The 18239-nt window shown below is 70.2% G+C and carries 23 protein-coding genes; all 23 read left to right on the top strand.

Going from position 1 to position 18239, the window contains the following annotated elements:
• Positions 1–2 precede the first annotated feature (2 nt).
• The 23 genes from rplP (at position 3) to AC6EH9_RS15645 (ending at position 18224) form a co-directional block, all read left to right on the top strand.
• A complete protein-coding gene (rplP, locus tag AC6EH9_RS15755; RefSeq protein WP_498424413.1) occupies positions 3–422 on the top strand; it encodes a 50S ribosomal protein L16 in 420 nt (139 codons plus the stop codon).
• Entirely contained in the window at positions 419–670 is a 252-nt protein-coding gene (gene rpmC / locus AC6EH9_RS15750) for a 50S ribosomal protein L29 (RefSeq protein WP_498424505.1), read from the top strand. The genes rplP and rpmC overlap by 4 nt, the downstream gene beginning before the upstream one ends.
• Positions 667–948 (top strand): 30S ribosomal protein S17, encoded by a 282-nt coding sequence (gene rpsQ / locus AC6EH9_RS15745; RefSeq protein ID WP_498424412.1) that lies wholly within the window; start codon positions 667–669, stop codon positions 946–948. Before rpmC ends, rpsQ begins: the two co-directional genes overlap by 4 nt.
• Positions 949–1018: 70 nt before the next feature.
• Entirely contained in the window at positions 1019–1387 is a 369-nt protein-coding gene (gene rplN, locus AC6EH9_RS15740; protein ID WP_017932847.1) for a 50S ribosomal protein L14, read from the top strand.
• Between the two features lie 3 nt (positions 1388–1390).
• Entirely contained in the window at positions 1391–1747 is a 357-nt protein-coding gene (rplX, locus tag AC6EH9_RS15735; RefSeq protein ID WP_498424411.1) for a 50S ribosomal protein L24, read from the top strand.
• On the top strand, positions 1747–2319 hold the full coding sequence (rplE, locus tag AC6EH9_RS15730) for a 50S ribosomal protein L5 (protein WP_498424409.1): 573 nt from the start codon (positions 1747–1749) through the stop codon (positions 2317–2319). The genes rplX and rplE overlap by 1 nt, the downstream gene beginning before the upstream one ends.
• Position 2320: 1 nt before the next feature.
• The gene (locus AC6EH9_RS15725) at positions 2321–2506 is read left to right on the top strand and encodes a type Z 30S ribosomal protein S14 (RefSeq protein ID WP_010831721.1); all 186 of its coding nucleotides are present in this window, start codon (positions 2321–2323) and stop codon (positions 2504–2506) included.
• A 121-nt stretch (positions 2507–2627) separates the two neighbouring features.
• On the top strand, positions 2628–3035 hold the full coding sequence (gene rpsH, locus AC6EH9_RS15720) for a 30S ribosomal protein S8 (RefSeq protein WP_498424408.1): 408 nt from the start codon (positions 2628–2630) through the stop codon (positions 3033–3035).
• A 28-nt stretch (positions 3036–3063) separates the two neighbouring features.
• Positions 3064–3615 carry a 50S ribosomal protein L6 gene (rplF, locus tag AC6EH9_RS15715; RefSeq protein WP_498424407.1) on the top strand — a complete coding sequence of 184 codons (552 nt, stop codon included), beginning with the start codon at positions 3064–3066 and terminating at the stop codon, positions 3613–3615.
• Between the two features lie 2 nt (positions 3616–3617).
• Positions 3618–4001: a 50S ribosomal protein L18 gene (rplR, locus tag AC6EH9_RS15710; RefSeq protein WP_498424405.1), complete on the top strand. Its 384-nt coding sequence runs from the start codon at positions 3618–3620 to the stop codon at positions 3999–4001.
• A gap of 37 nt (positions 4002–4038) precedes the next feature.
• Positions 4039–4644, top strand: coding sequence for a 30S ribosomal protein S5 (rpsE, locus tag AC6EH9_RS15705; RefSeq protein ID WP_498424404.1), 606 nt, complete (start codon positions 4039–4041; stop codon positions 4642–4644).
• On the top strand, positions 4644–4826 hold the full coding sequence (gene rpmD, locus AC6EH9_RS15700) for a 50S ribosomal protein L30 (RefSeq protein ID WP_460800328.1): 183 nt from the start codon (positions 4644–4646) through the stop codon (positions 4824–4826). The genes rpsE and rpmD overlap by 1 nt, the downstream gene beginning before the upstream one ends.
• Entirely contained in the window at positions 4826–5266 is a 441-nt protein-coding gene (gene rplO / locus AC6EH9_RS15695; RefSeq protein ID WP_498424403.1) for a 50S ribosomal protein L15, read from the top strand. Before rpmD ends, rplO begins: the two co-directional genes overlap by 1 nt.
• A 163-nt stretch (positions 5267–5429) precedes the next feature.
• A complete protein-coding gene (secY, locus tag AC6EH9_RS15690) occupies positions 5430–6722 on the top strand; it encodes a preprotein translocase subunit SecY (protein WP_498424402.1) in 1293 nt (430 codons plus the stop codon).
• On the top strand, positions 6722–7294 hold the full coding sequence (locus AC6EH9_RS15685) for an adenylate kinase (RefSeq protein ID WP_498424401.1): 573 nt from the start codon (positions 6722–6724) through the stop codon (positions 7292–7294). Before secY ends, AC6EH9_RS15685 begins: the two co-directional genes overlap by 1 nt.
• Before the next feature lie 13 nt (positions 7295–7307).
• The gene (gene map / locus AC6EH9_RS15680) at positions 7308–8126 is read left to right on the top strand and encodes a type I methionyl aminopeptidase (RefSeq protein WP_498424400.1); all 819 of its coding nucleotides are present in this window, start codon (positions 7308–7310) and stop codon (positions 8124–8126) included.
• 66 nt (positions 8127–8192) lie between these two features.
• Complete coding sequence (locus AC6EH9_RS15675) at positions 8193–9296, top strand: DUF475 domain-containing protein (RefSeq protein WP_498424399.1); 1104 nt, start codon at positions 8193–8195, stop codon at positions 9294–9296.
• Between the two features lie 40 nt (positions 9297–9336).
• Positions 9337–9921, top strand: a complete 585-nt coding sequence (locus tag AC6EH9_RS15670; RefSeq protein ID WP_498424398.1) for a TerD family protein — start codon at positions 9337–9339, stop codon at positions 9919–9921.
• A 65-nt stretch (positions 9922–9986) separates the two neighbouring features.
• Positions 9987–11228 carry a hypothetical protein gene (locus tag AC6EH9_RS15665; RefSeq protein ID WP_498424397.1) on the top strand — a complete coding sequence of 414 codons (1242 nt, stop codon included), beginning with the start codon at positions 9987–9989 and terminating at the stop codon, positions 11226–11228.
• Positions 11229–11386: 158 nt separating this feature from the next.
• Positions 11387–12547, top strand: a complete 1161-nt coding sequence (locus tag AC6EH9_RS15660; RefSeq protein WP_498424396.1) for an HpcH/HpaI aldolase/citrate lyase family protein — start codon at positions 11387–11389, stop codon at positions 12545–12547.
• Positions 12544–15057 (top strand): phosphoribosyltransferase, encoded by a 2514-nt coding sequence (locus AC6EH9_RS15655; RefSeq protein ID WP_498424395.1) that lies wholly within the window; start codon positions 12544–12546, stop codon positions 15055–15057. The genes AC6EH9_RS15660 and AC6EH9_RS15655 overlap by 4 nt, the downstream gene beginning before the upstream one ends.
• On the top strand, positions 15054–15890 hold the full coding sequence (locus AC6EH9_RS15650; protein ID WP_498424393.1) for an HAD family hydrolase: 837 nt from the start codon (positions 15054–15056) through the stop codon (positions 15888–15890). The genes AC6EH9_RS15655 and AC6EH9_RS15650 overlap by 4 nt, the downstream gene beginning before the upstream one ends.
• A gap of 18 nt (positions 15891–15908) precedes the next feature.
• Positions 15909–18224 carry an FHA domain-containing protein gene (locus AC6EH9_RS15645; protein WP_498424392.1) on the top strand — a complete coding sequence of 772 codons (2316 nt, stop codon included), beginning with the start codon at positions 15909–15911 and terminating at the stop codon, positions 18222–18224.
• Positions 18225–18239: the final 15 nt, after the last annotated feature.

Raw genomic sequence — 18239 nt, 5'->3', positions numbered from 1 at the left:
TCATGCTGATGCCCCGTCGTGTCAAGCACCGCAAGCAGCACCACCCCAAGCGGACCGGTGCGGCCAAGGGTGGCACGAAGATCGCCTTCGGCGACTTCGGCATCCAGGCGGTCGAGGGCCACTACGTGACCAACCGCCAGATCGAGTCGGCGCGTATCGCGATGACCCGCCACATCAAGCGAGGCGGAAAGGTGTGGATCAACATCTACCCGGACCGTCCGCTGACCAAGAAGCCCGCCGAGACCCGCATGGGTTCGGGTAAGGGCTCCCCGGAGTGGTGGATCGCCAACGTGAAGCCCGGCCGCGTCATGTTCGAACTTTCCGGTGTTTCGGAGGAAGTCGCCCGCGAGGCCATGCGCCGCGCGATGCACAAGCTCCCGATGAAGTGCCGCTTCGTCTCCCGCGAGGCAGGTGAATTCTGATGGCTACAACCGCACACGAACTCGACGAGCTTACGAACGTCGACCTCGAGGCCAAGCTGCGTGAGGCCAAGGAGGAGCTGTTCAACCTGCGCTTCCAGGCCGCCACCGGCCAGCTGGAGAGCAACGGCCGTCTGCGGACGGTCAAGAAGGACATCGCCCGGATCTACACCGTGGTGCGTGAGCGCGAGCTCGGCATCCGGTCCACCCCGGGCACCAGCACGGATGCCCAGGAAGGCGGCGCCGCATGAGCGAGCAGACCGAGATCACCACCAGCGAGCGCTCGGCCCGCAAGGTCCGCGAGGGCCTCGTCGTCAGCGACAAGATGGACAAGACCGTCGTCGTCTCCGTCGAGGACCGTGTCAAGCACGCCCTCTACGGCAAGGTGCTGCGTCGCAGCAGCAAGCTCAAGGCGCACGACGAGCAGAACCAGTGCGGCATCGGCGACCGGGTCCTGATCATGGAGACCCGTCCGCTCTCGGCCACCAAGCGCTGGCGTGTCATCGAGATCCTCGAAAAGGCTAAGTAAACCCACTAGTTCGGCCAGGCTCGCGCTCCGCTGAGAGCGCGAGAACCGGTGCGACAACCAGGAGAAACTGATGATCCAGCAGGAGTCGCGACTCAAGGTCGCCGACAACACCGGTGCGAAGGAAATCCTTTGCATCCGTGTTCTCGGTGGCTCGGGTCGGCGCTACGCCGGTATCGGCGACGTCATCGTTGCCACCGTCAAGGACGCGATCCCCGGCGGCAACGTGAAGAAGGGTGACGTCGTCAAGGCCGTTATCGTGCGCACCGTCAAGGAGCGTCGCCGCCCGGACGGTTCGTACATCCGCTTCGACGAGAACGCCGCCGTCATCCTCAAGAACGACGGCGAGCCCCGAGGCACCCGCATCTTCGGCCCCGTGGGCCGCGAGCTGCGCGAGAAGAAGTTCATGAAGATCATCTCTCTCGCGCCGGAGGTGCTCTGAGTCATGGGTAAGAACATGAACATCAAGAAGGGCGACACCGTCAAGGTGATCGCTGGCAAGGACAAGGGCGCCGAGGGCAAGGTCATCGCGGTCTTCCGCGACGAGGACCGCGTCATCGTCGAGGGTGTCAACCGGATCAAGAAGCACACCAAGGTCGTGAACCAGGGTGCGGGCAACACCGGCGGCATCATCACCACCGAGGCTCCGATCCACGTGTCGAACGTGATGCTGGTCGAGGGCGACGGCGTGACCCGGATCGGCTTCCGCCGTGACGAGGTCACCAAGCGTCGCCCCGACGGGTCCACCTACACCGCCCAGCGCAGTGTGCGCATCTCGCGCAAGACCGGTGAGGAGATCTGATGACGACGAACACCACCGAGGCTCCGTCGATGCCCCGTCTGAAGGTCCGCTACCGCGAGGAGATCCTCCCCGCGCTGCAGTCCGAGTTCGACATCAAGAACGTCATGCAGGTTCCCGGCCTCACCAAGGTGGTCGTGAACATGGGTGTCGGCGAGGCGGCCCGCGACTCGAAGCTGATCGAGGGCGCCATCAAGGACCTGACCGCGATCACCGGTCAGAAGCCGCAGGTCACCAAGGCTCGCAAGTCCATCGCGCAGTTCAAGCTGCGCGAGGGCATGCCGATCGGTGCGCACGTCACGCTGCGCGGCGACCGGATGTGGGAGTTCCTGGACCGTCTGCTGTCGCTGGCCCTGCCGCGCATCCGCGACTTCCGCGGTCTGAGCGGCACCCAGTTCGACGGCCGTGGCAACTACACCTTCGGTCTCACCGAGCAGGTCATGTTCCACGAGATCGACCAGGACAAGGTCGACCGGTCGCGCGGTATGGACATCACCGTCGTGACCACGGCCACCAACGACGCCGAGGGCCGCGCGCTGCTCAAGCAGCTCGGCTTCCCGTTCAAGGAGAACTGACATGGCGAAGACTTCCCTGAAGGTCAAGGCCGCCCGCAAGCCGAAGTTCGCTGTCCGCGGTTACACCCGCTGCCAGCGTTGCGGCCGACCGAAGGCGGTTTACCGCAAGTTCGGTCTGTGCCGTATCTGCCTGCGGGAGATGGCGCACCGCGGCGAGCTGCCGGGCGTCACCAAGTCCTCCTGGTAATGACCTCTTCGAGCCGGCTGAGTCAACTCGACAGGCTCGATCACCGAACAACACAACGATCGCTGAAGGTCGTTCCCGGCACGCGGGACGAAACCACGGTGGAGAAAGGGCCTATCCGGCCATGACGATGACTGACCCGATCGCAGACATGCTCACGCGTCTGCGCAACGCCAACCAGGCGTACCACGATGTGGTGTCGATGCCGTACAGCAAGCTCAAGCAGGGTGTCGCTGACATCCTGCAGCAGGAGGGCTACATCACGTCGTACGACGTGACGGAGCCCGCCGAGGGCGAGGTCGGCAAGACGCTCACCATCACCCTCAAGTACGGCCGGAACCGGGAGCGCTCCATCGCGGGCGTTCGCCGGATCAGCAAGCCCGGGCTCCGGGTCTACGCCAAGCACACGGGTCTCCCGAAGGTGCTCGGCGGCCTGGGCGTCGCGATCATCTCGACGAGCCAGGGCCTGCTGACCGACCGCCAGGCCAACAAGAAGGGCGTGGGTGGGGAAGTCCTCGCCTACGTCTGGTAACGACGAGACCGAGAAGGAGACGTACAGCATGTCGCGTATTGGCAGGCTCCCCATCACGGTCCCGTCGGGTGTCGACGTCGCAATCGACGCTGGCCCGCACCAGACCGTGACCGTCAAGGGCCCCAAGGGCACCTTGTCGCACACCGTGGCCGCCCCGATCGTCGTGGAGCGCAACGAGGACAGCGTCCTCGAGGTCAAGCGCCCCAACGACGACCGCGAGAGCCGCTCGCTGCACGGCCTGACCCGCACGCTGATCGCCAACATGGTGACCGGCGTGACCGAGGGCTACGAGAAGAAGCTCGAGATCGTGGGCGTGGGTTACCGCGTCCTGTCCAAGGGTCCGACCCAGCTGGAGTTCCAGCTCGGTTACTCGCACTCGATCACCTTCGACGCTCCGCAGGGCATCACCTTCACGGTGGAGTCGCCCACGAAGCTCGGGGTCCAGGGCATCGACAAGCAGCTCGTCGGTGAGGTCGCCGCGAACATTCGCAAGCTCCGCAAGCCCGAGCCCTACAAGGGCAAGGGCGTGCGTTACGCCGGCGAGCAGATCCGCCGCAAGGTCGGAAAGGCTGGTAAGTGATCATGGCGATCTCACTGAAGAACAACAAGCACACCGCTTCGCGGGTCCGCTCGCGCCTGCGTCGACAGGTTCGTGGACGCAAGAAGATCTCCGGTACCGCCGAGCGTCCGCGTCTCGTCGTCACCCGGTCGTCGAAGCACATCACCGTCCAGGTCGTCGACGACCTGGTCGGCAAGACGCTGGTCTCGGCCTCGACGATGGAGGCCGACCTGCGCTCCCTCGACGGGGACAAGACGGCCAAGGCCAAGCGGGTGGGCGAGCTCGTCGCCGCGCGGGCCAAGGCCAACGGCGTGGAGTCGGTGGTCTTCGACCGGGCCGGCAACAAGTACCACGGACGCATCGCGGCCCTGGCAGACGGGGCCCGCGAGGGCGGCCTGTCCTTCTGATCGCGAAGACAGCAAGAGAGAGAAGAGGAACAGTCTCATGAGCGGACCCCAGCGCGGACGCGCCGGTGGCGAGCGGCGTGGCAATCGCGACGACCGTCGCGGCCAGGCTGCCGACAAGACCGCCTACATCGAGCGAGTCGTCGCGATCAACCGTGTCGCCAAGGTCGTCAAGGGTGGTCGTCGCTTCAGCTTCACCGCCCTGGTGATCGTGGGCGATGGCGATGGACTCGTCGGCGTCGGCTACGGCAAGGCGAAGGAAGTTCCCGCGGCGATCGCCAAGGGTGTCGAGGAGGCGAAGAAGAGCTTCTTCCGCGTCCCCCGCATCCAGGGCACCATCCCGCACCCCGTCCAGGGTGAGAAGGCCGCGGGTGTCGTCCTGCTCCGTCCCGCCGCTCCCGGTACCGGTGTCATTGCCGGTGGCCCGGTGCGTGCGGTGCTCGAGTGCGCCGGCATCCACGACGTTCTGAGCAAGTCGCTCGGCTCGTCCAACCAGATCAACATCGTCCACGCGACGGTCGAGGCCCTCAAGATGCTCGAGGAGCCCGAGGCGGTGGCCGCACGTCGCGGCCTGCGTGTCGAGGACGTCGCCCCGGCCGCGCTGCTCAAGGCGCGCGCCGAGGGCGTGGCGGGGGTGACCAGCTGATGGCACGCCTGAAGGTCGAGCAGAAGAAGTCCAAGATCGGCTGCAAGGCCAACCAGCGCGAGACCCTGCGCACGCTCGGTCTCAAGCGGATTGGCGACGTGGTCGTCAAGGAGGACCGTCCGGAGATCCGGGGCATGGTCCACACCGTCCGTCACCTTGTGACGGTCGAGGAGGTCGACTGATGACGCTGAAGCTGCACCACCTGCGTCCTGCCCCCGGGGCCAAGACCGCCAAGACCCGCGTGGGTCGTGGTGAGGGCTCGAAGGGCAAGACCTCAGGACGAGGCACCAAGGGCTCCAAGGCCCGCTACCAGGTGCCGGCCGCCTTCGAGGGTGGCCAGATGCCGCTGCACATGCGGCTGCCGAAGCTCAAGGGCTTCAAGAACCCGTTCAAGGTCGAGTTCCAGGTGGTCAACCTCGACCGCCTCACGGAGCTCTTCCCCGAGGGTGGCGCCGTCACCGTCGAGGACCTCGTGGCCCGGGGCGCCGTGCGCTCCGGTCACCCCGTCAAGGTTCTCGGCCAGGGCGACATCGATGTGGCCGTCCAGGTGAGCGCTCAGGCGTTCTCCGCCTCGGCCAAGCAGAAGATCGAGGCTGCTGGCGGCACCACCACGGTGCTCTGAGGAGCTTGCACTTCACCAGCGCCGGGGCGCAGCGGGACCGTCCGACAGGACGGCCTGCTGCGCCCCGGCGTGCATGGTGGGCCATGCGGGCCAGCCTGTTAGGCTTCCGCGGGCCCAGCGGCGTATTGCTGGAGCCACACTTCGCCTGGAGAAAGAGGATCTCGTGCTAGGCGCGTTCGCCAACGCTTTCAGAACCCCGGACCTGCGGCGCAAGCTGCTGTTCGTCCTTGGGGTCATCGTGATCTTCCGACTCGGCTCCCAGGTCCCGGCCCCGGGCGTGCACGTGCGCAACGTGCAGACCTGCCTGGACAACACCAGTAGCGAGGGTGTCTACGGGCTGATCAACCTGTTCTCCGGTGGGGCGCTCCTGCAGCTGACGATCTTCGCGCTCGGGATCATGCCCTACATCACCGCCAGCATCATCCTGCAGCTGCTCGTCGTGGTGATTCCACGACTCGAAGCGCTGAAGAAGGAGGGGCAGTCGGGGCAGACGGCGATCACCCAGTACACCCGGTACCTGACGCTGGCCCTGGCCGTCCTCCAGGCCACCGGCATCGTCGCGCTGGCCCGCTCCAACCAGCTTCTGCCGTGCGAGCAGCCGCTGCTGCACGACGACGGCACCCAGACCTTCCTGGTCATGGTGATCACCATGACCGCCGGCACCGCGGTGATCATGTGGCTCGGTGAGCAGATCACCGAGCGCGGCATCGGCAACGGCATGTCGATCCTGATCTTCACCCAGGTCGTGGCGACCTTCCCGTCCTCGCTGTGGGCGGTCCAGAAGGGCCAGGGCTGGTTCACGTTCATCGCCGTCATGGTGATCGGGCTGATCCTCATCGCCGCCGTCATCTTCATCGAGCAGGCCCAGCGCCGGATCCCGGTGCAGTACGCCCGGCGGATGGTGGGCCGCAAGATGTTCGGTGGGAACTCCACCTACATCCCACTGAAGGTGAACCAGGCCGGCATCATCCCCGTCATCTTCGCCTCGTCGCTGCTCTACCTGCCCTCGATGGCGGTGCAGTTCAACGACTCCAGCACCTCCCCGGTGGTGACCTGGCTGAAGGACAACTTCGTCAACGGCGACTCCCCGTACTACATGGCGGTCTACTTCGCCCTCATCATCTTCTTCACCTACTTCTACGTCTCGATCACCTTCAACCCCACGGAGGTCGCAGACAACATGAAGAAGTACGGCGGCTTCATCCCCGGGATCCGGGCGGGGAAGCCGACCGAGGACTACCTGTCCTACGTCCTGTCCCGGATCACGCTGCCGGGAGCCCTGTACCTCGGTCTGATCTCGTTGGTCCCGCTGATCGCACTCGTGCTGATCGAGGCCAACGCCAACTTCCCGTTCGGCGGCACCTCGATCCTGATCATGGTCGGCGTCGCCCTGGACACGGTGAAGCAGATCGAGAGCCAGCTCCAGCAGCGCAACTACGAAGGGTTCCTCCGCTGATGCGTCTGATCATCATGGGCCCGCCTGGTGCCGGCAAGGGCACGCAGGCGAAGATCATCGCCGGTCGCTACGGCATCCCCGCCATCTCCACCGGCGACATCTTCCGTGCCAACGTCACGGAGGGGACGCCGCTGGGCGTCGAGGCCAAGCGCTACATGGACGCCGGCGACTACGTGCCCGACGAGGTCACCAACGCGATGGTGCGCGCCCGACTGGACGAGGACGACACCAAGCCGGGCTTCCTGCTCGACGGCTACCCGCGCACGCTGTCGCAGGTCGACGAGCTGGACGGCATGCTCAGCGCCGCCGGCGTCGAGCTCGACGCGGTCCTGGTGCTGACCGTCGACGACGAGCACCTCGTGCAGCGGCTGCTGCAGCGCGCCCACATCGAGGGGCGTGCGGACGACACCGAGGAGGTCGTGCGCCACCGGCAGGCGATCTACCAGAAGCAGACCGCCCCCCTGATCGAGGTCTACGACGCGCGCGGGCTGCTGGTCCGTGTCGACGGGATCGGCGAGGTCGACGACGTCACCGGCCGCATCTTCGCCTCGCTCGACGCGCTCGGCTCCTAGGGCGCTGGCGGCGATGGGCTTCCGCGACCGCGGGGTGGAGATCAAGAGCGCCGAGCAGATCGACGTGATGCGTCGCGCCGGCCTCGTGGTGGGGGAGACCCTCGAGCTGATGCGTCGCTCGGCGAAGGCGGGGGTCAGCACCGCAGAGCTCGACGCCATCGCCGAGGACAACATCCGCTCGTCGGGTGCGACGCCGTCGTTCAAGGGCTACCACGGGTTCCCCGCATCGATCTGCACCTCGGTCAACGACGTGGTCGTGCACGGCATCCCGGACGCCCGGGTGCTGGCCGAGGGCGACGTGATCTCCATCGACTGCGGCGCCATCGTCGACGGCTGGCACGGTGACGCCGCGATCACGGTGGCGGTGGGAGAGGTCGGCCCCGAGGTGATCGAGCTGATGGAGGTCACCGAGCAGGCACTGTGGCGCGGCATCGCCGCGGCCAGGCTGGGCGGACGAGTCACCGACATCTCCCACGCCGTCGAGTCCCACGTGCGCTCGCGCGGCAGCTACGGGATCCTGGAGGACTACGTCGGGCACGGCATCGGCTCCGAGATGCACCTGCCGCCGAACGTCCCGAACTACGGGCGCCCCGGTCGCGGCCCCAAGCTCGTCGAGGGACTGGCTCTCGCCGTGGAGCCGATGATCACCCTCGGCACCAACGAGACGGACCTGCTCGACGACGACTGGACGGTCGTCACCACCGACGGCTCGTGGGCCGCGCACTTCGAGCACACCATGACCCTCACCCCCACCGGCACCTGGGTGCTGACTGCGTTGGACGGCGGCGAGGAGATGCTCGGATCGCTCGGCGTGCCTTTCGGTGGGCGGTAGGGTTTCCCCGGCGCAGGGTCTCGTGGACCTGCGCGCCCCCTCTCTCGTCACTGACAAGGAATGCAGTTGATCCTCAAGACCTTTGGCTGGTCGTTCGGCATCACGATCGTCGGCCTCGCCGCTGCCTTCTGGTACGGCGGCCTCACCGGCATGGCCATTGCCACCATCCTGATCGTCCTCGAGGTCTCGCTCTCCTTCGACAACGCGGTGATCAACGCCAAGGTGCTGGCGAAGATGTCGCCGTTCTGGCAGAAGATGTTCCTCACCGTCGGCATCGTGATCGCCGTCTTCGGCATGCGGTTGGTGTTCCCGTTCGTGGTGGTCTGGGCCACCGCCGGCCTGGCGCCACTGGAGGCCTGGGACCTGGCCATGCAGGGCGAGGACGTCGCCCCGGGGCAGGAGACCTACGCCCACATCCTGCATGAGGCGCACCCGATGATCGCCGCCTTCGGCGGCATGTTCCTGATGATGATCTTCCTGGACTTCTTCTTCGACCAGGAGAAGGACCACCACTGGCTGGAGCCGATCGAGCGCCGGATGACGAGCCTCGGCTCGCTCGAGGGTGCCGCGGTGATCCTGTCGCTGGGTCTGCTGCTGCTGATCGGCTGGGGCTTCGACGTCAAGGACCTCGGCAGCGTGCTGGCCGCGGGCATCCTCGGCCTGCTCACCTACCTGGTGGTCAAGGGACTCGGCGACCTGTTCGCGGCGAGCTCCGGGTTGATGGAGGAGGACGAGGACGGGAACGCTGCGCCCGTCGCCAACGGCTCCGCGGGCAGCCTGGTGCTGGCCACCGGCAAGGCCGCGTTCTTCATGTTCCTCTACCTCGAGGTGCTCGACGCGAGCTTCTCCTTCGACGGCGTGATCGGCGCGTTCGCGATCACCTCCGACCCGATCATCATCGCGCTGGGCCTCGGTGTCGGTGCCATGTACGTCCGGTCGCTGACGGTGTTCCTGGTCCGCAAGGGCACCCTGTCGGAGTTCCGCTACCTGGAGCACGGGGCGCACTGGGCCATCGGCGCCCTGGCGGTGCTGCTCTTCGTGACGATGAAGTACGAGATCCCCGAGATCATCACCGGCCTGATCGGCGTCGCCTTCATCCTGGCCTCCCTGGGGTGGAGCATCCGGGCCAACAAGCGGCACCCCGAAGAGATCCACAAGGTCGGCGTCTGAGCGGTCCGCCCGTCCCTTTCGACCCGGAGGTGTGAAGCGCATGGCAGTCACGTTGCAGAAGGGTGGCAACGTCTCCCTGGCCAAGGAGTCCGGGGGAGTCGTGCTGCGCCGGCTCGCGGTCGGCCTCGGCTGGGACGTGCGCTCGACCACGGGGGCCGACTACGACCTCGACGCCTCCGCCCTGCTGGTGGGCGCGGACGGCAAGGTGCTCAGCGACGGACACTTCGTCTTCTACAACAACCTCACCTCACCGGACCAGAGCGTGCGCCACACCGGCGACAACCTGACCGGTGAGGGCGAGGGTGACGACGAGGTCGTCGAGGTGGACCTCGAGCAGCTGCCCCACTCGGTGCAGCGGATCGTGTTCTGCGTGTCCATCCACGAGGCCGACGCCCGGCGTCAGAGCTTCGGGCAGGTGGTCAACGCCTTCATCCGCGTGGTGAACGCCGAGGACTCGCGCGAGCTGGCCCGCTACGACCTCACCGAGGACGCCTCGCTGGAGACCGCGATGGTCTTCGGCGAGCTCTACCGGCGCAACGGCGAGTGGAAGTTCCGCGCGGTCGGGCAGGGTTACGCCAGCGGACTCGCGGGCATCGCCCGCGACTACGGCGTCAACATCGGCTGAGCCTGCCGGGTACTGAGCGCAGGAGCGGGCGCCGACATCCCCAGCGCTTCCGTACGATGAGCGCCATGGGCAACGAGTGGACGCGGAGACAGGGATCGCGGCGTCTCCCGCCCACTCCGCTCGCGGCGGCCCAGGAGGCCCGCGCGCAGCTGCAGGAGCAGTTCTACCGCGTCGACCAGCTGCAGCGTGACATCGGCACGACCGTGAAGTCCTACGCCGCGCTCCTCCCGGACCGGGCGCGGACGACCGGGGTCGTCCCGGGCTGGGAGCGCCTCGACGAGGAGGCGCACGCGGGGATCCTGGCCTACCTCGAGGCCCTCGACCGGTTCGACCCCCTCGAGGAGTCGCTGCTGCCGCAGATCCAGCAGGCGGCGCGGGCGTTCGGTGAGCTCACGCCCCGTCTGGGCCACCTCGCCGACGAGCTCGAGGGCTACCTGGAGCGGTTCGGGCCCGAGCTGCGCCGCCTGGGCGAGACCCGGGCGCAGGTCCGCCGCAGAGTCGACGAGGCGGTCGCGGCGGCCGGGCGGGCGGAGACGGCCTGGCGGGCGATGCGCGAGGCCGGCCACGAATTCCCGGTCGCCGACGAGGCCCTGGCCCGCGCGGCGCTCGCCGCGCGCAAGCTCTCCGAGATCGCCGAGCACCTCACCCCCGAGCGGGCCGAGGAGCCGGCGCGCACCGTCGAGCGGCTCGCCGCCGAGGCCGAGCGGCTCGCCACCGACCTGCCGCAGCGGGCCGCGACGCTGCCCACCCGGATCCCTTCGCTCGCCACCCGGATCGAGGCGCTGGGCAACCGGGCCGCCTCGGTGCCCGACGCGATGGGCCACCTGCGCCGCGAGTTCTCGCTGGGCAACTGGCAGGACATCGCCGACCAGGAGCGCGAGGTCGAGGGCGGGCTCGCCCGCGCTCGCGAGCAGCTGCGGGAGCTGAGTCGCCTGCACCGCGCCGGGGAGCTCACCGCGGCGTTGGAGGCGCTCTCCCGGCTGGAGGAGACCCTGGAGCAGACGCAGGCGCTCGTCGACGGACCGCGCGAGCGGCTGGAGCTGCTGCGCTCGGTGCGCAAGGATCCCCAGGCCGTCTTCGAGCGGGCCCGGTTCAGCGTGCGCGATGCCCGCTACCTGGTGATGCGCGGGCGCCAGGTGGCGCCCCAGCCCTGGGGCGACCGGCTCGACGCGATCGCCCGGGAGCTGATCGCCATGGAGTCGCTGCTGGAGCCGACCCACCCCGACTACCTCGCGCTGCACCGCCGCGCGGAGCAGCTGCAGGAGCGCGTCCGGCGCCTGGTAGACGACTTCCGCTCCTCGCAGTGACCCCGCCCCGGCCCGGGCCGGGGGAGCACGGGGCGTGACGCGGGGCACTGCGCGCCGGACACGTTCGCGCCAGGGCCTGCGCGGTTGGACGGACGAACGTATTCTCGTCGAACGGCCGGAACCCCGACGCCGTATGCACTGGACAGGGAGACCCCCGCTTGCGCCACTTCGACTTCCTTGATCAGAACACGGCGCAGCGCCTGTTCCACCTCGCTCCCGAAGAGTTCAGCCGCGACACCGAGCGCGATCTTCTGGCTGTCGCCCTGGGGGCCACGCTCTACTCGCCGGCCACCCGCCCGACCATCGAGCAGGACCTGCCGACCGCCTACCACCGGGGGGTGGTCTCGGTGGTGCTGTGCCTCGAGGACGCCATCGCCGACGCGGACGTCGAGGTCGCCGAGAAGAACCTGGCCCAGCAGCTGGTCAGCCTCTTCGCCTCAGGCCGCGAGCGCCCGCTGGTCTTCGTGCGCGTCCGCGAGCCCGGCCAGGTCGAGCGCCTGGTCGCCGCACTGGGCGACCTGGCCTGGCACCTGGACGGGATCGTCATCCCCAAGTTCACCGCCGGCACCGGGGCGCCCTTCCTCACCGCCGTCGCCGCCGCCTCGCAGGTGATCGGTCGCCCGCTGCGGGTGATGCCGGTGATCGAGTCCCCGGAGGTCTTCCACCTCGAGACCCGCGTCGCCGCGCTGCAGGGCATCCGCGAGGCGCTCGCGGCCTCGCCCGCCGAGGTGCTGGCGGTCCGCATCGGCGCCACCGACCTCAGCTCCCTGCTCGGCCTGCGCCGCCAGCCCGACATCACCGTGTACGACGTGGTGCCGGTGGCCGCGGTGATCGGTGACATCGTGAACATGCTGGGGCGGCGCGACGGGACCGGGCACATCATCACCGGCCCGGTCTGGGAGCACTTCGACAACCGCGAGCGGCTCTTCAAGCCCCAGCTGCGCGAGACGCCGTTCACGGCGCACGCCGTGCGGGTGCTGCGCCGCAACCTGATCAGCAAGGGCCTGGACGGGCTGATGCGCGAGGTCGCGCTCGACCAGGCCAACGCGATCACCGGCAAGACCGTGATCCACCCGACCCACGTGCCCGCGGTGCACGCGCTCTCGGTGGTCAGCCACGAGGATTACGTGGACGCGCTCGACGTGGTGGCCGCCACCCGTGCCGGCGGCGTCTCCGCGTCGCAGTACGGCAACAAGATGAACGAGGCGAGCCCGCACTCGGCCTGGGCCGAGCGCATCGCGCTGCGGGCACGCGCGTTCGGGGTGGCCCGCGAGGACGTCACCTTCGTCGACCTGCTGGAAGCGAGCGTGACCCTGTGAGCTGGACCGGTGACTGGGTGCAGGAGCGGGTGGGCGTGCGGGTGCACGACGCCGGGCTGCTGCCGGGGCTGACGGCGCAGGATCTGGTGGGGCTCGCGCTGCGGGTCAACCCCAAGCGGCCGCATCTGCTGGTCTCGCGGGTGCTGGCCAAGCACGTGCCCACCGACCCGCGGGTGGTCCGGGCAGCCGGCCTGCTGCTGGGGCTGCGCGCCGCCCGCGTCCTGGGGCGTGGCGCCGACGTCGACGACGCGCTGCCCGGCCTGCTGGGCGACGTCCTGCGCGGGCAGGGCGACGTCGTCAAGCTCGCGGCGGCGGTCGAGGCTGCCGCGGGTGAGGTCGACGCCGAGCCCGACCCCGCCGCAGCGGTGCCCGAGCCGGGGCTGGTGTTCGGCTACGCCGAGACCGCCACCGGGCTGGGGCACCTGGTGGCCCGGGCGCTGCGGCTGCCGGTGATCCACTCCACCCGTCGCCACGTCACCGGCCACCTGCCGGCGCTGGACTTCGAGGAGGCGCACTCCCACGCCACCGAGCACCTGGTGCTGCCCGACGACCCGCAGCTGCTGCGGTCCGCCGGGCCGGTGATCCTCGTCGACGACGAGCTGTCCACGGGGAGTACCGCCCTCAACACGATCCGGGCCCTGCACGCCCTCCACCCGCGCGGGGCCTACCTGATCGCCGCGCTGGTCGACGTGCGCCGCGAGGCCGACCGCGAGCGGATGGCGGCCGTCGCCGGCGAGCTCGGGGTCAGCATCGACGTGGTCGCGCTGGCCTCGGGGGAGGTCGTGGTGCCCGGCGACGCCGTCGAGCGGGTCGCGCAGCTGCCGGTGTCCGGCGCTGCCGTGCCGGCCCCCGGCGTCGCCGCGGAGCCCCGCCCGCCCGCCGCGCCCGCCCTGCGCGGCTGGCCGGTCGGTGTGCGCGAAGGCGGCCGGCACGGCTTCACCCCCCGCGACGAGGCGGCCCTGGAGTCGGCGGCCGACACGGTGGCCGGCGAGCTGGCGGCCCTGGTGGGGGAGCGGGTGCTGGTGCTCGGCACCGAGGAGCTGATGCACGCCCCGCTGATGATCGCCGACGCCCTCCAGCGCCACCGGGAGACGGCGAGCGTCCGGTTCTCCAGCACCACCCGCTCGCCGGTCCAGGTGCGTGACGAGGACGGGTACGCGGTGCGGTCGGGGATCGCGTTCGGCGCCCACGACCGCGACGCCGAGACCGGCGCCCGGTTCGCCTACAACGTGGCCGACCAGCCCTGGAGCGACATCGTCGTCGTGCTCGACGCGCCCACCTGGTCGGCCGGCGTCGCCGGGTTGCTCGCGGAGCTCGCGCCGTACGCGCGTGCCGTGCGGCCAGTGGTGCTGCCGGTGCTGACCGGCCGCCCGCGCGAGCTGCACGGCCCGGAGTTCGGCTCCTACCCGCCCGAGGAGGTGACCTGGCTGCTCACCGACCTCTCCCACGTCCGGCTCGAGGCCGATCTCGCGACCCGGGAGCGGGCCATCCAGGCCGGGGAGGCCCACTACGCGGAGTCGCTGCCGGTGGAGTACCAGCCCGAGGAGTCCTACCGCAGCCTCTTCCACCAGCAGCTCGACGAGGTCGCGGCGCGGGTCGCCACGGCCGTCGGCGTGGTCAGCGAACTGGCGGTCGCCACCCGCGGGCGCGAGGACCTGGTGCTGGTGTCGCTGGCGCGCGCCGGCACCCCGATCGGCGTGCTGATGCGCCGCTGGGCCGCGCGCCGCGGGTTGGACTGGCCGCACTACACGATCAGCATCGTGCGCGACCGCGGCATCGACCTGGTCGCGATGCGTCACCTCGCCGACCGCTACGACCCCGCGCGGATCCTGTTCGTCGACGGGTGGACCGGCAAGGGCGCCATCACCCGGGAGTTCGCCGAGGCGGTGCAGACCGCCAACACCGAGCTCGGGCTGGGCGGCGCCGGGGAGGGCGGCGGCTTCCACAGCGACCTCGCCGTGCTCGCCGACCCCGGCGAGTGCGTGGAGCTCTACGGCACCCGCGAGGACTTCCTGATCCCCTCGGCGTGCCTGAACTCGACGGTCTCGGGGCTCGTCTCCCGCACGGTGCTCAACCGCGACCTGATCGGCCCCGAGGACTTCCACGGGGCGAAGTTCTACGCCGAGCTGGCCGACCAGGACGTCTCCGGGCTCTACCTGGACCGGGTCAGCGCGGAGTACGACGCGGTCGCCGAGGAGGTCGCCGCGCAGACGAGCCGGCTGCTCGACACCGACCGGACGCCGACCTGGGTGGGCTGGCAGGCCGCCGAGCGGATCCGCGCCGAGCACGGGCTGCCGCACATCAACCTGGTCAAGCCCGGGGTCGGCGAGACCACCCGGGTGCTGCTGCGCCGGGTGCCGTGGAAGGTCGTGGTCAACCCCGAGCGGCGCGCCGACCTGCGCCACGTCGAGATGCTGGCCGCCGAGCGCGGGGTGGAGGTGGTCCCCGTCGAGGGGCTGCCCTACAGCTGCGTCGGCCTGATCCGTCCCACCGAGAAGGACTCCTCGTGAGCACCCCCACCCCCACCCCCGGCTCCGTCCTGGTCGCCTCCGACCTCGACCGCACGCTGATCTACTCGGCCAGCGCGATGGCGCTGGGCGAGCCGTCGGCCGACCCGGTCTGCGTGGAGGTCTTCGAGGGCGCGCCGATCAGCTTCATGAGCGCCGGCGCGGTCGCCGAGCTCGCCGAGCTCAGTCGCACCGCCGTCTTCGTCCCGGTCACCACCCGCACCCAGGCGCAGTACTCCCGGATCCGGATCCCCGGGGTCCAGGCGCGCCACGCCGTCACCACCAACGGGGCGGTGATCCTCGACGAGGGACGCCCCTGCCCGCGGTGGGAGGCCCAGGTGGCGGCCAACCTCGCCGCCGACGCCTCGTTCGCGCAGGCGGCGGCGGCCCTCGGGCCGGTCCTGGACCGGCCCTGGGTGCGCAAGATCCGCGACGCCGAGCAGCGCTTCGTCTACGCCGTCTTCGAGCCCGCCGAGGTCGACCCGGCCTGGTACGCCGAGCTGGCGGCCGTCGCCGAGCAGCTCGGCTGGGTGGTGTCGGTCCAGGGACGCAAGGCCTACGCCATCCCGCGCGGGCTCACCAAGGAGGCCGCGCTCGCCGAGCTGGCACGCCGTACCGGCGCCACCACGGTGCTCGCGGCGGGCGACTCGCTGCTCGACCGCGGCATCCTCGGCTTCGCCGACCGGGCCATCCGGCCGGCTCACGGGGAGCTGCACGAGCAGGGCTGGGCGCCGCACGGGCTGTCGGTGACCAGACACGCCGGAGTCCGCGCCGGCGAGGAGATCGTGAGCTGGCTGAGCGGGTCGACTACGGTGACGCGCAACAACGATCTCTGAGAGCTGTCACGGGGGACCATGACGACGCACCAGCCGCCCGTCGCGCCTAGGCTGCGGGTCTCGCACGCGCAGACGACGCGCGAGTTCGACACGATCACGGTGATGGTGGGGCGCGACCCGGCCGCAGACGTGGTGGTGTCGCACGACGACGTCTCGCGGCGCCACCTCGAGCTGCGCCGCAGCGGCACCGGCTGGTTCGTCGTCGACCTGGACAGCACCAACGGCACCTTCGTGGCCGGGCGCCGGATCACCCACGAGCAGCTCGTGCCGGGCCGCCCGGTGCAGCTCGGGCTGGGCGCCGCCGGCGGTCCCGAGCTGTCCGTGGAGGTGCTCGCCGCACCGCGCACCCCACCCGGCCAGCTCGCCCACGGGCAGACGGTGATGCCGGCCGAGGGGCCGGCGGGGCGGGTGCTCACCATCGGGCGCACCCGCACCAGCGACATCGTCGTGGACGACCCGCTCGTCTCCCGGTGTCACGCCACCCTCGAGCTGGGGCCGCGGGTGATCCTGCGCGACCTCGGCAGCTTCAACGGCACCTTCGTCAACGGCAACCGGGTGGTGGGCGCGGTCGAGCTGCTGCCCGGGGCCGAGGTGATCCTGGGCAACCAGACCTTCGACTGGGACGGGCGCCAGCTCATCGCCCGGTTCACCCGCCACGACATGACGCTCTTCGTGGACGGGCTGACGACCACCGTCGGGGGCAACCGCCGCCTGCTCGACTCCGTGTCCTTCCAGCTCGAGCCCTCGACGCTGACGGCCGTGATCGGCCCGTCGGGAGCGGGGAAGTCGACCCTGCTCGGAGCGCTCACCGGCCTCACCCCCGCCACCCACGGCCACGTGGTGTGGCAGGGCCACGACCTCTACACCCACTACGACCAGCTGCGCTTCCAGATCGGGCTGGTGCCCCAGCAGGACATCCAGCACCCGCAGCTAACCGTGCGCCAGGGGCTCACCTACGCGGCGATGCTGCGCCTGCCCCCGGACACGACCGCCGCCGAGCGCGCCCACCGGGTGCAGCAGGTGGTGGGACAGATGCAGCTCGAGCGCCAGGTCGACAACCGGATCGGCACGCAGCTGTCCGGGGGGCAGAAGAAGCGGGTCTCGATCGCCACCGAGCTGCTCACCGCGCCGCCGCTGCTCTTCCTCGACGAGCCCACGTCGGGACTCGACCCCGGCCTCGACCGCGACGTGATGCACCAGCTGCGCACGCTCGCCGACGAGGGACGGGTGGTCATGGTGGTCACCCACTCCGTGCTGGCCCTCGACGTCTGCGACAACGTGGTCGTGCTCGCCCCCGGCGGCCGGGTCGCCTACTTCGGCCCGCCGTCGGGGGTCCTCGCGCACTTCGGGTGCCGGGACTACCCCCAGGTCTTCGACCTGCTCGACGAGCCCGACCTCTGGCAGCGCATCCCGCCCCCGCCCCGCGGGTCCTGGGCGGGCGAGACCGGGATGGGGGCGCCGCAGGCCAACCGGCCGGTGGCGCCGCCCCCGCGCCAGTCCTACGTGCGCCAGCTGATGACGCTGGTGCGCCGGACCCTTGCGGTCACGGTGGCCGACCGGCTGCTGCTGACGATGCTGCTCGCGATGCCGCTGGTGCTCGGCGCCCTCAGCCGGGTGGTGCAGGGCGGCGCCGGCCTCTCCCTGCTGGAGACCGTCGGCGCCGACGGGTTCCTCGACGCCCGCGAGGCGGGCCAGCGGCTGACCATCCTGATCGTGGCCGCCTCGCTGATGGGCACCGCCGTCACGATCCGCGAGCTGGTCAAGGAACGCGCGATCTTCCAGCGCGAGTACGCCGTCGGGCTGTCGCCGGGCGCCTACCTGCTGAGCAAGATCCTGGTCCTCGGCACCGCCTGCTTCGGCCAGGGCGTGCTGGTCACCGCGCTGGCGCTGGTCGGGCTGCCCGGGCCGGACGACGGGGGAGCGCTCGGGCTCGGCGGCCTGGAGATCGCCCTCGCCATCGGCGCGCTGGCGCTGACCATGGCCGTGGTCGGGCTGGCCGTCTCCGCCGTGGTCACCAGCTCGGAGCAGACGATGCCCGCCCTGGTCGGCCTGGTGATGGTCCAGCTGGTGCTCTCCGGGGCCCTGGTGCAGATCGCCGGGCGACCGGTGCTCGAGCAGCTGTCCTGGCTGGCTCCGGCTCGCTGGGCGTACGCCGCGTGCGCGGCGACCGCGGACCTGGGACGCCCCGACGAGGCCGTCCCCGGGGCCACCGTGGACCAGCTGTGGAGCGCCTCGGCCAGCCAGTGGCTCGCGAACATGACCGTGCTGGGCGTGCTCTGCGCGCTGTCCGCGCTGCTGGCCTACCTGCTGGTGCGCCGCAGCGCCCGCGCGTGAGCCGGGGCGGCCCGC

This window comes from Nocardioides sp. Z21_20 (genome assembly GCF_059766585.1).
The sequence above is the reverse complement of the archived record's forward strand: the minus strand, read 5'-3'. Positions and strand labels throughout refer to the sequence as shown.